The organism is Spirosoma aureum, from assembly GCF_011604685.1.
Lineage (GTDB): Bacteria > Bacteroidota > Bacteroidia > Cytophagales > Spirosomataceae > Spirosoma > Spirosoma aureum.
On record NZ_CP050063.1, the window covers coordinates 654299 to 671137 of the forward strand.

At 48.8% G+C, this 16839-nt stretch carries 9 protein-coding genes; 4 read left to right on the forward strand and 5 right to left on the reverse strand.

Going from position 1 to position 16839, the window contains the following annotated elements:
* Positions 1-71: 71 nt before the first annotated feature.
* From ilvC to G8759_RS02675, 5 genes are all read right to left on the reverse strand, one after another.
* Positions 72-1115, reverse strand: coding sequence for a ketol-acid reductoisomerase (gene ilvC / locus G8759_RS02655; RefSeq protein ID WP_167204957.1), 1044 nt, complete (start codon positions 1113-1115; stop codon positions 72-74).
* 157 nt (positions 1116-1272) lie between these two features.
* On the reverse strand, positions 1273-1806 hold the full coding sequence (ilvN, locus tag G8759_RS02660; RefSeq protein WP_167204959.1) for an acetolactate synthase small subunit: 534 nt from the start codon (positions 1804-1806) through the stop codon (positions 1273-1275).
* Positions 1807-1879: 73 nt separating this feature from the next.
* The gene (gene ilvB / locus G8759_RS02665) at positions 1880-3640 is read right to left on the reverse strand and encodes a biosynthetic-type acetolactate synthase large subunit (protein WP_167204961.1); all 1761 of its coding nucleotides are present in this window, start codon (positions 3638-3640) and stop codon (positions 1880-1882) included.
* An 85-nt stretch (positions 3641-3725) separates the two neighbouring features.
* Positions 3726-5426, reverse strand: a complete 1701-nt coding sequence (gene ilvD, locus G8759_RS02670; protein WP_167204963.1) for a dihydroxy-acid dehydratase — start codon at positions 5424-5426, stop codon at positions 3726-3728.
* Between the two features lie 286 nt (positions 5427-5712).
* Complete coding sequence (locus G8759_RS02675) at positions 5713-6243, reverse strand: DUF6252 family protein (RefSeq protein WP_167204965.1); 531 nt, start codon at positions 6241-6243, stop codon at positions 5713-5715.
* A 618-nt stretch (positions 6244-6861) separates the two neighbouring features.
* On the opposite strand from G8759_RS02675, the gene G8759_RS02680 reads away from it, so the two are divergent.
* The 4 genes from G8759_RS02680 to G8759_RS02695 all read left to right on the forward strand — a co-directional run bounded on the left by G8759_RS02680 (position 6862) and on the right by G8759_RS02695 (position 16778).
* Positions 6862-8115: a GDSL-type esterase/lipase family protein gene (locus G8759_RS02680; protein ID WP_167204967.1), complete on the forward strand. Its 1254-nt coding sequence runs from the start codon at positions 6862-6864 to the stop codon at positions 8113-8115.
* Positions 8116-8125: 10 nt separating this feature from the next.
* Positions 8126-11608, forward strand: coding sequence for a PVC-type heme-binding CxxCH protein (locus G8759_RS02685; RefSeq protein ID WP_167204969.1), 3483 nt, complete (start codon positions 8126-8128; stop codon positions 11606-11608).
* 183 nt (positions 11609-11791) lie between these two features.
* Positions 11792-15250, forward strand: a complete 3459-nt coding sequence (locus G8759_RS02690; RefSeq protein ID WP_167204971.1) for a DUF1553 domain-containing protein — start codon at positions 11792-11794, stop codon at positions 15248-15250.
* A 61-nt stretch (positions 15251-15311) separates the two neighbouring features.
* Positions 15312-16778 (forward strand): DUF1501 domain-containing protein, encoded by a 1467-nt coding sequence (locus tag G8759_RS02695; RefSeq protein WP_167204973.1) that lies wholly within the window; start codon positions 15312-15314, stop codon positions 16776-16778.
* The last annotated feature ends 61 nt before the right edge of the window (positions 16779-16839 follow it).

The following is a 16839-nucleotide window of genomic DNA, read 5'->3' on the forward strand; positions in this document are numbered from 1 at the left end:
CCTTATTCATTACGGTTCGCCATCGCAACAGTGGTCCGTTGCGATGGCGAACCGTTGCTATATATGTATCCTTAGGTACGCTCTGGACGCAATGACCGTACAGCAGCTCCAGCCTGCCACATCTCCGAATCACGGAGTTCAGACAGTTCAACTTCCAGTTTCTCGCGATAATCAGGTTGAGAGTTGCGGGTAATGCTGATTTCAGCCTGCTCCTGCGATTTAACGGAGTTATACAGTTTTTCGAAGACAGGCTTGGTTGCATCACGGAAAGGCTTCCACCAGTCGAGGGCACCGCGCTGGGCTGTAGTCGAGCAGTTTGCGTACATCCAGTCCATGCCATTTTCGGCTACCAGTGGCATCAGTGACTGAGTCAGTTCTTCAACTGTTTCGTTGAACGCTTCAGAAGGGCTATGGCCATTGGCGCGCAGCACTTCATACTGAGCCGCAAAAATACCCTGAATAGCACCCATCAACGTACCCCGTTCGCCGGTCAGATCAGACGTTACTTCTTTGTAGAAGTCGGTTTCGAACAGATAGCCAGAACCAACACCGATACCCATAGCAATGGCTTTTGTACGAGCATTACCGGAGGCATCCTGGTAAATGGCAAAGCTGGAATTCAGGCCTTTACCCTCTACGAATAACCGGCGTAGCGATGTGCCTGAGCCTTTAGGCGCTACCAGGAATACATCGACATCGGCGGGTGGTACGATCCCTGTTTTCTCTTTATACGTGACACCAAAACCATGTGAGAAGTACAGTGACTTGCCTGGTTTAAGAGCCGCTTTCACGGTTGGCCATAGTTCAATTTGAGCAGCGTCGGAAAGCAGGAAGCAAATAATGGTGCCTTTTTCCAGCGCTTCTTCGATTTCGAACAGCGTTTCACCTGGCACCCAGCCATCGGCAACGGCTTTGTCGTAGGTTTTGCCTTTACGTTGTCCAACGATAACGTTGAAACCATTGTCGCGCATGTTCAGCGACTGGCCAGGACCTTGTACACCGTAGCCGATAACCGCAATGACTTCATTGGCCAGCACTTCGCGGGCTTTTTCTAACGGGAACTCTTCCCGCGTAACAACTTGCTCCTCAACTCCTCCGAAATTAATCGTTGCCATGTTTAATTGGTTTTGGTACTCGTATTTTAGGTTTATGATTGATTGTGCAAATTTGCTTTTCTGCCATTCGAACATCAGGCGAAATCCGTTCCTGTATTCGGTTAAACCTGACTAATAAGCGACTTCAGATTCCTCCTATCGTCGATGACGGAAAAGACTACAGATAGTAAGCCCATTCGGATTCGGGTAGATACTCGACCAGCCCTTTCTCCGTTTTGCCCACCGCTACCCGGCCCGAGCGAACAAATTCGAGAATATCGTATTGTTTGATGTACCCAAAAAACTCAAAAATCTCAGTGTCATTACCAGTTTTCTCGATGACAACATAGTCGAGCCCCCAGTAAACCACCCAGGCTTTGTACTGCTGATTAATAGTCTCAACGTCCAGGGGTTTGCTGCCTAATGGTGTCGATACCTTGAACAGCGCAATTTCGTTATACACGATTTCCTCGTTGAGATAGCCGAAAACTGCCATCACTTCCACGATCTTGCGAATCTGGCGAACGAGTTTTTCCACTTCTTCACGCGATTCGTGTTTGATCACAATCGTAAACCGGGAAACGCCCTTACGTTCAGTTTCTGAAACCGTCAGACTCTCGATGTTGATGCGTCGGCGCGTGAAAATAATCGTGATGCGGTTCAGCAATCCGATCGTATTTTCAGTGAATATGCAAATGGTGTAAGTCGTCATAGTTCGTGGTGTCGGGTTTAAAACCTGACACGGTTTTGGATGTATGTCGGACCGTCAGCCGTCCGACACCACGTTATTTTAGTCGAATCTGCGCAACGCTGGCTCCGGCGGGAACCATCGGGAACACGTTTTCCTCTTTCTCAACAATTACTTCGAGCAGAAACGGCCCATCGTGATTGAGCATGGTATCAAGGGCATCCGACAGGCTTTCCCGTTTCTCACAGGTCTGGCCATCCATACCGAAACCTCTGGCGATGGTGATGAAATCAGGGTTTTGCAGTTCAACGAACGAATACCGACGCTCATGGAACAACTGTTGCCACTGACGGACCATGCCCAGAAAATTATTATTCAGGATAATCGCTTTAACGGGTTGTTTATTCTGAACAATGGTGCCAAGCTCCTGCAAGGTCATCTGGAAACAGCCGTCGCCGATAATCGCTACAATCTGGCGATCAGGTGCTCCAACCTGCGCACCGAAAGCGGCTGGCAGAGCAAATCCCATTGTACCCATGCCCCCCGATGTGACTAAGCTATTTGGCCGACGGAACTGATAATAGCGGGATGCCATCATCTGATGCTGCCCTACGTCGGTAACTAAAACAGCTTCGCCGTTCGTCTTCTTCGAGAGCATGTCAATCACTTCGGCCATCCGGATTTTACCTTCTGTACTGGTTAATTCCGGCAGTGTAATTTGCTCATACTCGATCGTATCATATTTACGAAACTCATTACGCCAGATTGTATGATCGTTAGGTTGAACGAGGGCGGTCAAGGCTTTAAGTGCCTCTTTCGCATCGCCAACAACCGGGGCATCGGCCCGAATGATCTTATCAATTTCAGACGGATCGATCTCAATATGAACGACTTTTGCCTGTTTGATATATTTGCTGGCATCACCAGTTACGCGATCGTCAAACCGCATACCAATGGCAATAATCACATCGGCCTGATCGGTCATTACGTTAGGACCGTAATTGCCGTGCATCCCTAACCAGCCTACATAAAGCGGGTGATCGGTTGAAATGGTTGACTGGCCAAGTAACGTAGTTGCAACAGGAATGCCCGTTTTTTCGACGAATAATCGTAGTTCATCTTCAGCTTTGGCGATTTGCACACCGTGGCCAACAAGCACATAAGGGCGCTTGGCGTTGTTTATTAAACGAGCGGCTGCCTCGACCTGTTCCTGCTTTGGTATCCGACGTGGACGGTAGCTGATGATACTCTGGCACCGTTCGTAAACAAACGGCTTGGTCATCAACTCCAACTGGGCACTTTTCGTCATGTCGATTAACACCGGCCCCGGCCGACCCGACTGAGCGATGTAAAACGCCTTCGACAGAATTTCCGGCACCTCATCGGCATTGGTTATCTGGTAATTCCATTTTGTGATCGGCATGGTTACACCCATCACATCAGCTTCCTGGAAAGCATCGGTTCCAAGAAGCCGCTTGGCGACCTGACCGACAATGCAAACCATTGGCGTCGAATCGATCAGGGCATCGGCAATGGCTGTAACCAGATTCGTGGCTCCTGGTCCTGACGTGACGAGGCAAACACCCGCCCGGCTCTGCATCCGGGCGTAACCCTGTGCCGCATGACCAGCTCCCTGTTCGTGGCGAACCAGAATGTGGTTGATGCGGTCCTGATAATCATACAGGGCATCATAGACGGGCATGATGGCACCACCAGGGTAACCAAAAATGGTATCGACTCCTTCGGCTACCAAACCCATCATGAGTGCTTCCGAGCCTGAAATTAATTTCGGTACCGTATGTGAAACCGACGGTGTTGTTTCGATAACTTCTGGTGCGATGCTGGCGATTGCTTCCATGACGTATAGTCAGTTTTAAGTCTTTAGCTTGTTGTTTCGCTCAATTTTATTCGAATAGGTCTTCTGAAAGACAATGAAGAATAGCTTAATCTTCGTCTGTTACGCAGCCTTCACTGGCTGATTTTACACTTCGGATGTATTTGCCCAATACACCTTTGGTGAATGGGGGAGCTGGTTGTGTCCAACGGCTTCGGCGATCAGCGAATTCATCATCTGAAATGTGTAACGTAAGCTGGCGGGAGACTGCGTCGATTGTGATCCGATCGCCATCTTTAACGAGGGCAATCGGTCCGCCTTCATAGGCTTCAGGTGTGACGTGACCCACCACAAAGCCATGCGTACCTCCCGAAAAGCGGCCGTCAGTAATCAGCGCAACTTTATCGCCGAGGCCAGCGCCCATAATAGCGGAGGTTGGTTTCAGCATTTCGCTCATACCAGGACCACCTTTAGGGCCGGCATTGCGAATAACGATGACCTGACCGGGCAGAATTTCACCTTTTTGCAGGGCATCGATCACTTCGCCTTCATGCTCACATACTTTGGCAGTACCATCAAATTTCAGGCCTTCTTTCCCTGTAATCTTGGCAACTGATCCTGTAGGAGCAAGGTTACCCCTTAGAATCTGAATATGACCCGTTTTCTTGATCGGATTACTTAAGGGCCGTACAATTGTCTGCGTATCAAAATCCAGCGTTGGAATCTCTTCCAGATTTTCGGCTATGGTTTTGCCCGTTACAGTCAGGCAATCGCCGTGGATAAGGCCATTCTGATAGAGATACTTCATAACAGCCGGAACACCGCCAATAGCAAGCATATCTTCCATATAATATTTGCCACTTGGCTTCAGATCAGCCAGAAACGGTACCCGGTCACTAATGGCCTGGATCTCATCAAGTGTGAGCTGGATACCAGCAGCCCTCGAAATCGCCAGATAATGCAACACCGCGTTGGTTGAACCACCAAGTGCCATAACGACTGTCAGTGCATTTTCGAGTGATTTGCGATTGATAATTTCTTTAGGAGTAATACCACGCTCCAGCAAAATGCGCATTGCTGCACCAATTTTTTTACACTCTTCCTGTTTGCCTTCGTGCGTGGCAGGGTAGCTACTGCTGAAAGGTAGACTTAACCCCATGGCTTCAATGCTGCTGGCCATTGTATTAGCCGTATACATACCTCCACAGGCACCAGCGCCCGGAATTGAGTTTTTAATGACTCCTTCGTAATCTTCGTCAGAAATATTACCGGCATATCGTTTGCCCAGGGCTTCAAAAGCCGAAACGATGTCTAATTTTTGTCCTTTATAATGTCCGGACCGGATCGTACCGCCGTACACCATGATACTTGGCCGGTCGAGCCGGGCCATCGCCATAATAGCACCGGGCATGTTTTTATCACAGCCAACTACCGTTACAACACCGTCGTACCACTGGGCAGCAACGACCGATTCGATAGAATCTGCGATGAGATCACGGCTTGGTAGCGAATAACGCATGCCATCGTTGCCGTTGGTCATGCCATCAGATACGCCAATCGTGTTAAAAATCAGCCCCACGAGTCCGTTTGCCTGAATGCCTTGTTTCACGTAAACGGAGAGGCCATTGAGATGCATGTTGCAGGTGTTGCCTTCATAACCCGTACTGGCGATGCCAATCTGGGGTTTCTGCATGTCGTCTTCAGTAAGGCCTACGCCATAGAGCATGGCTTTGGCGGCTGGATTACTGATTTCCTGCGTAAGGGTACGACTAAAACGATTTAATTCGGCGGTTTGTGGTTCGGCGATCATCTTAAACAATTAGCGAAATTTCGCTGATAGTGTAATAACGCCGTAAATAAAAATGAAGTTTTCCTGAAAGGCAAGAAAAATCGGATTAATTACTGATTAACCCTCGTAAGCTGTGGAAAACGTATTCACAAAACGAAAAGGCATGTATACGCCATATATGATTAAAAATTATAAGATTAGTTATTCCTATTGTTTCCTAAAGCATAGAGCTAAGTACACATCAATAGTTATGTGAATTATTCTGTCAAGTTATATTAGCGCGACTTGACATTTGAGTAAGAACTGATTACAGATTATTCATATTAATATCGAATCGACCTTCGGTGACGTGCACGATCTCTTTATTCACGATATATTGCCCGTCAAATTCAAAGGTGCCCGACACAATCCGATTGACGGTGTCCAGTCGTGTGATCACTAGTTTGCCCGGATTTGACTCTGTTGTATTAAATAGCCTGAACTGATTATCGTAGTATATAGCGAAGGGGTCATTATAGCCATTTGCCAACTTATTTGTACCAATTACCCCTTTGGGCAGGGTTAATTGAACGCGGTCTTTGGTGCTGGCATTGGTATGAATAAACAGATAAAAAGTGGTGGCACTTAATTGCCTGAATTCTACTTCGATTGCCTTGGCCGCTGGTCCCTGGTCGTTACGAATGCCATTGGCTACCCAAACCTTACCATTAATTTTGCAGCCAAATGTATTGAGCCCTTCTGTGGTCGGTGCTGGCAAGTCGTCTTCTTTGGGCTTACAACCTGCGGCCATTAAAAATCCCCAGGCAACCAGTAGGAGAGATTTGAGGAAAAATTTCATTGTATAGAAAGGTTAGCGACTAAAAATCAGCACAAAGAAATAGGGTTCTAAAAAATCGTTGACAACATGTTTCAGCTCTTAGTTAATAAAGTGTATCCTATTGTGCAGTATACTTAAAGGTCACCCTCCAAAGCATGATCGACTTGATTTAGGCATTGGTGATGCCGGAGTTGCAACAAAATACAGGTAAAACTTAAGCTACAGGTTGGAATTGCTCACTGTTGTATTCTAAAAGGGAAACCCCTAATTCGATACTTCGCATAATTTTTCATTGAGTAAATCAGGTTTTGAAGAAACTTTCCTACGTATAGTTTCTTCAAATGATGAACTCAGCCGGGTTTCAGCGAAATTAAACTGATTGCTAAGGTCGAATTTGCCTCAACGGTACGTCAAGTATTGGTTTAACCTTCAGTAGATTACAGGAGGAAGAGATGAACTGTCAATGCCTGATTGGTTCTAAGGTCATTTAACCTCTCAGCGTTGATCGATCGAATCGCCAGGAGTTTATGAGTTATGCTTTAGGCGAAGTTACCAGAAAGTGAAAATGTGTAATCGCTTCGACACACCTTAGTGAGAATATTGCTGATGATCAGGCTGTTTATATTAACAAAAAAATGTATGAGAAAGCGTAAGGTAGTAGCCATCCTCGGGTACAGTTTATTCATGCTTCTTTATCGCCCTCACGGATTGGCCTTTGCGCAGAATAAACTCCAGTCTGTGACAGAATCCCTTAATTCGCCTTTTGAGCTTAAGAATGGCGATAGGGTGGTTTTTCTGGGGAATTCTCTGTTCGAAAATGATTTTCAGTACGGTTATATTGAGCTGGCCCTGACTACCCGATGGCCAGACCGGGATGTTACTTACCGGAACATTGGCTGGACTGGCGATAATGTGTTCGGTGTTGCCCGCAGCACGATTACAAATCCGCCTACTGCCTATGAGTTGCTGATGGAACACCTTACAAAAGCACAACCAACAGTTGTTTTGGTCGCGTATGGTGGCATTGAAGCGCAGGACGGTGAGGCTGGTCTTCCCGCTTTTAAAGAAGGACTAACTAAACTGATCGACAAAATTGACCAGCTTGGGGCAAAAGCCGTTTTGCTATCGCCCATTCCAATCCTATCCGCCGACTCGGCTGAAAGCGTGGCGAAACGCAATGCCATGCTGGAACTGTATGCTGCCACTATAGCGAAAATAGCTTCGGAGCGTGGAAAGCGGTACGTCGATATTTTCAAACCGATTCAGGAAGTCAGTAAAAAGATAGCACTTACCGAAAACGGCATTCACCTGAATGAAGCCGGCTACTATAATCTGGCGAGTATTCTCGAAAAAGGACTGGGCTTGGGACCACGAACTGAGCCGGTTGCCATAATGATTTCTAAAAATGCCGCGGAAACTACAAATCCGGCTAAAATTCTGGATCCTGGAGCTAATGCTACCGACCTGAAATTTACGATCAAGGAACGCTACCTTCCACTGCCGCTGCCTTCTGGCGAATCCGGCTTACCGGGTCTTGGACAGGTGGTTAAAATACCGGGACTGAAAAAAGGATTTTATACCCTTACGATCGACAATTCGGAGGTAATAACTGCATCAGCCAAACAATGGGAAAAGGGAATCGAGATCAGACAGGGGCCTTCATTTGAGCAGGTGCACGAATTGCAACAGATGGTTTTGAAAAAGAACGATCTATTTTTCTTTCAGTACCGACCGCCGAATACGACCTATATTCTTGGTATGCGTTCCCATGAGCAAGGCCGGCATGCGAAGGGGTTGGAAGAACAAAGCCTGATCATCAAATGGTTAGAAGGACAGATCGCCTTAATTCGCGCACCTAAGTCAAGAGTTTATCAACTTACCCTTCTGAAGTAATAAGAACGTCATGAAAACAAGCTGGTCCCTGAAGTTCTTCCGTAGACTGATAATTATCCCAATCATCTTATTGATCACCTCATCTGCCAATCAGATTGATCGAAAAGTCGATCCTGATCCAGATGTAAAGCGTGAACTTGAGTCGTTCAAGGTTGCCGACGGTTTCGAGGTAACGCTGTTTGCGGCTGAACCGCTGGTGGCCAAGCCCATCCAGATGAACTGGGATGCTGATGGCCGACTGTGGGTAGTGAGCAGTACGGCCTATCCGCACCTGAAAACGGGCGAGGAGGCAAACGACAAGATTTTTGTCCTGGAAGATACCGATGGCGATGGCAAGGCCGATAAATCAACTATTTTTGCCGAAGGTTTGATAACGCCTACCGGTATTCTGCCGGGCGATGGTGGAGTCTATGTGGCTAATTCGACGGAAATTCTCCATTTCGCGGATACCGATGGTGATGGGAAAGCCGATAAAAAGCGTCGGATTTTAAACGGCTTTGGCACCGCCGATACACATCACCTTATTCATACCTTCCGATGGGGGCCCGAAGGTCTGCTTTATTTCAATCAGTCCATCTATATCTATAGTCACGTTGAAACGCCGTCAGGAATCAAACGTCTGGAAGGTGGTGGTGTCTGGCAGTTAAATCCTAAAAAACTCGAACTGGATATCTACGCCAAAGGATTGGTCAATCCGTGGGGCTTGCAGTTTGATCGCTGGGGACAATCCTTTCTAACCGATGGGGCTGGTTTTGAAGGAATCAATTATGCATTTCCGGGTGCCACATTTCTAACTTCGCCGGGTGCTGCCCGAATTCTTCGAGGGCTTAATCCGGGCCAGCCCAAGCACAGCGGCCTGGATGTGATTTCGGGCAGGCACCTTCCCGAATCTTGGCAGGGAAGTGTCATCACCAATGATTTTCGGGCTAACCGCATCAACCGATTTAAGCTGGAAGAACAGGGGAGCGGGTATGCCTCCAAGCAGGCCGAGGATTTATTATGGACGGATCACGTTGCCTTTCGCCCTGTAGATATTTCGGTTGGCCCGGATGGCGCTATTTATGTAGCCGATTGGTATAACCCCATCATTCAGCATGGTGAGGTCGATTTTCATGATCCGCGTCGGGATCATGAGCATGGCCGTATCTGGCGGATTATTGCCAAAAACCGGCCTTTGGTTAAAAAAACGCAGTTAAGTAAAGCCAGTGTCAGTGAGCTTCTGGAAGCACTAAAACTGCCGGAGAACTGGACTCGCTCACAGGCCAAGCAGGTCCTGAAAGCGCGCGGAGCCAAAGACGTGATCCCGGCCCTCGAAAAATGGATTCAGGATTTAGATAAAAAGGATGGTGACTACGAGCACCAACTGCTGGAAGGACTTTGGGTGTATCAAACGCTTGACGTGGTGAACGAACCACTTCTGCTCCGGCTGTTAAAGGCAGAAACGCACAATGCCAGGTCAGCTGCGTTGCGGGCACTTGAATTATGGTTTCCTAAATTGACCAATGTGCCAAGTCTGCTTACTACGGCCGTAGCAGACAAGCATCCTCAGGTGCGTCTTGAAGCCGTGATTGCCCTTCGGAAAGTACAAACTGCCGAGGCAGCCCGTACGGCTTTATCCGTATTGGAAAATCCAATGGACGAATTTCTGGACTTTGCCCTCTGGCAGACGGTCCGTGAACTGGAACCGTTCTGGATGTCGCGTCTGAAAACAGATCCCGAATTCTTTGGTGATTTCCGCAAAACCACCTTTGCGCTCAAGTCGGTCAGTAATCCTGCTGCGGTTTCTCGACTGGCTCAGTTGTATCAACAGAATCGGGTTCCCGAAGAATACCAGAAGGACGTGCTGGGTTCGCTTGCTAAATTCGGTAGCGCTGCCGATTTGACGATTCTTTTTGATAAAGCTGTTCAGGCGAATACTGGTTCGAATAAATCAGTGGCGACTCAGTTGGGCGCGCTCGAAGAAGCTGCTCGACGAGGCATAAAACCCGATGGCAAGTTGAATCGGATTACTGGTTTTATCGATAACGATGATGAAGCCGTCTCTACAGGCGCCATCCGGCTGATTGGTTTATGGCATCTGGATGAGCAGAACGCAGCCCTGGTCAGTATGGCTCAAAAAGAAGACAAAAGCAAGCGAAAAGCCGCTCTGGGGGCATTGGCTGCTTTGGGGAATGAGCAGGTCAGAAAATCACTGGTTGACATGACCAGCGGAAAAAATCCGGTTGATCTGCGGCTGGCAGCGGCTTCTCAACTGGTTTCTCTAAACGTTTCGGAAGGGGCCAGAATTAGTGCTGACCTGTTGCGGACTTTACCGGCACAAACGGACGTGACTGAACTTTTTCAGGCATTTTTAGCCAATAAGCAGGGCGTTCGGGCGCTGGCTGATGAGCTGACAGCCAAAAAGATACCAGAAAGCAGGGCAAAGGAAGGTCGGCAAATCGTGCAACGTAACCTGCCTTACAACCGCCGTAATGGCGAAGATGTTAAGCTCCTGACACAGGCACTGGAGGCCTCAGGTGGTGTTTTGCTCCCCGAAAAGATGCCTCAGGAGCTTACGTCCCAGGAAATCAGCAGTTTGTCGAAAACAGCAAAAGAAACCGCTGATCCTGTTAAAGGAGAACTGGTATTTCGGAAAAGCAACCTTGCCTGCCTTACCTGTCATGCGATTGGTGGGGCTGGTGGACGCATTGGGCCGGATTTGAGCAGCCTGGGAACAAGTTCGCCCGCCGAAACCATCATCCGATCCGTTCTGTACCCAAATCTATCCATCAAGGAAGGATATGAACTTCAGCGCATAGTGAAAAAAGATGGTAGTGAGCAAATGGGGTATCTTGTTGGTAACGGCACCTCCGAACTCGTGATACGCGATGTGAGTGGTTTAGAAGTTGCCATTCCCAAAAGCCAGGTCAATGCCATTGAAAAAGTACCGGGTTCGCTGATGCCTCCGGGATTGACAGCCACTTTAGACAAAGAAGAGTTTGTCAACCTGATTGGATTTCTGTCGAAAATGGGCGAGTCGGGGAAATTTCGTGTCCCCACAGCCCGATTCGTACGTCGCTGGAACACCGTTTCTGCCACTAAAGAACTGGCCAGGAAAATCCTGACCGAAGGACCAGGCTACGTTGCAAAGGATAATGCAAAAGTGTCGTGGCAACCAGCCTATAGCAAAGTTTCCGGCGACCTGCCTTTGGATGAACTGACGGTCGTTGAGGTGAGCGCCGGTAAACAATACAGCTTCGTTCGATTCGATATTGAAGTGATTAGCAAAGGCAATGTAAATCTGGCTTTTAACTCAACCGCTGGTTTAAGTGCCTGGGTAGGCTCAAAACCGCTAAAACTCACCGATCAGGGAATCGTTGCCGATTTTGCTCAGGGTGTTCACTCCATCACGGTGGCTATCGACAGAACCCAGCGCAAAGAGGGTCCACTTAGCATTCAACTCCTGGATGCGCAGAGTTCACCCGCTCAAACGAGGCTCGTTATTGGGCGATAGAACAGGTCGAGGGAGAAGAAGCCTGCAAACCGACTTAATAGCCACTAATGCAGCTTACTATTGGGGCCTGAAACAAAAGTCAAACGTAAAAATTGAATGATAACCGGGTAAAATAGTACTGTGCTATTGGTTCTATCTTCACTATTTTTGTAAAATAGTATCATAGTCAATTGATTCACTTGTATGCCTGTCTGGTCTGACATACGATTTCGGTGTATTCTGTTCAGCTCAACAGTTGGGTTGTTCTGTACGTCAGTCTGGCTTGCGTCCTGTCAGAAATCGGTTGAGAAACCAGCCGAATTGGTGGCTGCGGAGGTTCATTTACCCGAAAAAGTCGATTACAACCTGCACGTTAAGCCTATTCTTTCGGATCGTTGTTTTGCGTGTCATGGTCCCGATAAAGCAAAGCAACAGGCCGGTTTACGTCTGGACACGCCCGAGGGTGCTTATGAAGCCCTGGCGAAAAGCGGCCATACGGCCATTGTACCGGGAAATCTGGCCGAGAGTGAGTTAGTACGTCGCATCATCAGTACTGATCCTGAGGAGATGATGCCTACCCCAAAATCGAATTTAAGCCTGAATGCCGAGGAAAAAGCCTTGCTGTTGCGCTGGGTCGAGCAGGGAGCCGAATACAAAAAGCACTGGTCGCTCATTGCGCCAACGATGCCCGAAGTACCGAAGGTTAAGGATGAAAAGTGGGCCAAAAACGATATCGATCGTTTCGTACTGGCTAAGCAGGAGGCTCAGAAAGCAGGCCACGCACCCGAAGCCGACAAAACAACGCTGCTTCGTCGCGTAAGCCTTGACTTGATGGGTCTACCACCGACTCCTGCTGAGGTCGATGCGTTTCTGGCCGATAATTCTCCAACTGCTTACGAAAAAGTTGTAAACCGGCTGCTAAACAATCCGCATTATGGCGAACGACAGGCCGTAGAATGGCTCGATGTAGCTCGCTACGCCGATACGCATGGTTATCAGGACGATGGACTGCGAACGGTTTGGCCTTATCGAGACTGGATCATCCGGGCTTATAACCGTAATCTTTCCTTCGATCGATTCATTACCTGGCAGCTGGCTGGTGATTTATTGCCCAACCCGAATCGGGATCAACTTATAGCGACGGCGTTTAATCGGAACCACCAGCAAAGCCAGGAGGGCGGTATTGTCGATGAAGAATACCGGGTTGAATACGTAGCCGACCGGGCTAATACGTTCGGTAAAGCCATGTTGGGATTGACGGTCGAATGCGCTCGCTGTCATGATCACAAATACGACCCGATAAGTCAAAAGGATTATTATTCGCTGTTTGCCTTCTTCAATAGTAACAATGAGCGTGGACAGATTCCCTACAATGGCGAAGCTGCACCAACCGTTACACTCACCAAGCCCGAAACGGATGCTAAGCTGAAATTCATCCGGGAAAAACTGACGCCCCTAGAGCAAAAGTTAAACCCGAATCGTCCTGATTATCAACAACGGTTTGGGCAGTGGCTGGCGAATGCACCGCAACAGTTAAGCTCGTCAACCGATTCAGGATTGATTGCGCATTATACATTCGACGAAGCAGATCGGACTGACATCAGTGTGTATGTGAAAGCCGAGAACGAAAAGAAAAAACTGGAAGACGCTAAGCGTAAAAAAGAAGAAGAGAAGAAGGTTCAAACGGCGAAACCAGACAGTAAGAAACCTGAAAAAAAGGAAGCTCCTAAACGTAAAACAAAGGAAGAACTCTGGAAAGACCCGCGTAATGCATTTGCCAATACGGTAAATGATACGCTTCCGGCGCGGCTCGGTGGCGACCCCGATAAGGTGCCTTATGCCGTTCCTGGCCGCTTTGGGAAAGCCCGTTACCTGCCGGGCGACAGCTTTATCGAGCTTCCCTGGGGATTTGGTGCTTTTGAACAGAATCAGCCGTTTACAATAAGCAGCTGGTTTAATCTGGCTAAGCCGCAAATGGCTCTCACGCTCATGGGGCGCACGACCGGACCCATGGACGGCCAGCGCGGTTACCAGCTCGATCTGCTGACTGATGGGCGACTAAAACTTACATTGAACCATGTTTGGCCAGCTAATGCAATCGATATTGAGTCGGTTGATAAAGTTCCGGTTCATCAGTGGTTTCAGGTCGCCTTTACCTACAATGGTATGGGGCGTGCCAGCGGCCTGACGCTTTACCTGAACGGCAAAGCTGTGCGCACGAAAGTGGTGGCCGATAATCTTATTCATAGCATGGTGTATGGGAAAGATCGTACACACTGGGCACAGCATACATTCTATGTGGGCCGGATGCACGATTATTTCTACAAAGATTTTGCAGTTGATGAGTTGCGCATTTACGACCGTTGCCTGGCACCAATCGAAATGCCCAAACTGGCTGGCCAGCCCGACGCGCTCACCGCAGCCCTGCGTACGACTACAACCAATCGGAGCCCCGTGCAACGAACAGGTCTGTACACCTATTACGTGACTACTCAGGACCCAATATATCGTGATGAGTATGCTAAAGCAATGAAACTTCGTGGCGAGCAACTGATGCTTTACACGAATTCAGATCAGGTCATGGTCATGCAGGAGCGGTCGGTGCCGCGCGAAACGCATCTGTTGAAGCGAGGGGCCTACGATGCGCCGGGCGAAGTGGTTACACCTGCCGTATTGCATAGCCTGAATCCTATTCCTGACGAATTGCCTAAAAACCGGCTTGGTCTGGCCAAATGGTTATTGATGCCCGAAAATCCTTTGTTCGGACGGGTAATGGTGAATCGGTTCTGGCAGCAATATTTTGGACAGGGACTGGCTAAAAACAGCGATGATTTTGGTAATCAGGGCGCGCTGCCGACACATCCGGAATTACTGGATTATCTGGCTGTAAAATTCCGGGAATCTGGCTGGAATGTCAAAGCGATGCATAAACTGATCGTTATGTCAGCGACTTATCGACAGTCATCGAGCGTGCCGGAAAAAGCACGGGAAACAGATCCTGATAATATTTTCCTTACGCGGGGGCCAAGCTATCGGATGTCGGCAGAACAAGTTCGTGACAATGCGCTGGCTGCCAGTGGTTTATTAAATCAGCGCATTGGTGGGCCAAGTGTTCATCCTTACCAACCGGCTGGGATCTGGGAGGCTCTGGCTACGCGTAACGCCGTAAAATATGTGCAGAATCATAATGACAGCCTCTATCGGCGGTCGATGTATACGATCTGGAAGCGGAGTTCGCCCCCGCCCATGATGCTCAACTTCGATGCCGCCGAACGGCATACCTGTATTGTGAAGCGTCAGAAAACCAGCACACCCTTACAGGCATTGGTAACGCTCAATGATCCGCAGTTTGTTGAAGCTGCCAGAGTACTGGCACAGAAAAAACTGGGCGAAGAGAAAAAGGAGGAGCAGACGAAAGAGGTGATCGAATCCTTGTTTAAAGCAGTTATCAGCCGCCCCGCCCGAGTAGAAGAGCTTAATCTGATGACGCAGCTCTACGCGGAAGAACTGGCCGATTTCAGGAAGAACCCAAAACGAGCCACGGAACTGCTGGCGGTGGGTGAATATCCTGTTGATAAAACACGCAATCCGGCCGAGCTAGCCGCCTGGACAGTCGTAACGAGTACAATAATGAATTTCGACGAAGCGATTATAAAACGATAGTCATACGTTCTGTGCGGTGTCCATTCGTGACCTGCGGTAAGGACTACTAGTGACGACTCTTATGGATATTCAGGACGAAATACATGATCAACAAAGCCGCCGGACATTTCTCGGTCAGGCCAGTGCAGGGCTGGGTACGATTGCGCTGGCGTCGCTACTGAATCCCACTAACTTGTTTGGCGGCACCACCACGTCGGCAGACCGGCCCGGCGAAAATCCGGCGGTGGGTAAACCTCACTTTCCACCGAAGGTGAAACGGGTCATTTATCTGTTTCAGAGTGGAGCGCCCTCGCAGCTGGAGCTGTTCGATTATAAGCCCAGACTTGAAACCATGTGGGGGCAGGATTTACCCGAGTCGGTACGGAAAGGACAGCGTCTGACGGGTATGACTGCCGGGCAAAGTCGTTTTCCACTGGCGGCATCGAAGTATAAATTTGCTCAATATGGACCCGGTCAGATGTGGATCAGTGAATTGCTCCCACATACGGCCCGGATTGCCGGTGATCTGACCTTTATACGTTCGTTGCACACCGAAGCCATTAATCATGATCCTGCCGTAACGTTCTTTCAAACAGGAAGCCAGCAGGCAGGCCGACCCAGTTTCGGGTCTTGGATTAGCTATGGACTAGGTTCCGATAACCAGAACCTTCCAGCTTTTGTCGTTCTGCTCTCTAAAGGCCGCAATGGTGATCAGCCGCTCTATGCCAAACTCTGGAGTAATGGTTTTTTGCCGTCAGTGCATCAGGGTGTCGTGTTTCGGTCGGGACCAGATCCGGTTTATTACCTCAATAATCCGCCGGGCATCGATAAAACCAGCCGCCGTCGGATGCTCGACTATCTGACAAAACTGCATCAGGAACAGTTTAAACACGTATTGGACCCCGAAATCAACAGCCGGATGGCACAGTACGAAATGGCCTACCGCATGCAGACTTCCGTGCCTGAAACGCTGGATATTTCTAAAGAGCCAGACTATATTTTTGATATGTATGGCCCGGAGAGTCGCAAGCCCGGCACATTTGCGGCCAATTGCCTGTTAGCCCGGAAGCTGATTGAAAAAGACGTAAAATTTGTGCAGCTATACCACCAGGGCTGGGATCAGCACGGAAATCTGCCCAACGATATCAAGATTCAGACGAAGAGCGTCGATCAGCCGTCGGCGGCCTTGATTATGGATCTGAAACAACGGGGTTTACTGGACGATACGCTCGTGATCTGGGGTGGTGAGTTCGGGCGTGGGGCCTATTCGCAGGGTAAATTGACAAGAGATAATTATGGACGGGATCACCATCCCCGTGCGTTCTCGGTCTGGATGGCAGGAGCCGGTGTAAAAAAAGGGATGGTTTACGGTGAAACGGACGATTTTGGCTATAACGTGATCCGTGATCCGGTGCATGTACATGATTTTCAGGCAACTGTGCTTCATCTGCTCGGTGTCGATCATGAAAAATTGACCTTCAAAAGCCAGGGCCGACGTTATCGCCTGACGGATGTTCATGGGAAAGTGGTCAAGCCATTGCTGGCGTAGAGTTATATAGCATTTGTTTCGTTGCGGCAATTCGTGGTGTAGGCTCGGATTGCCGCGATTC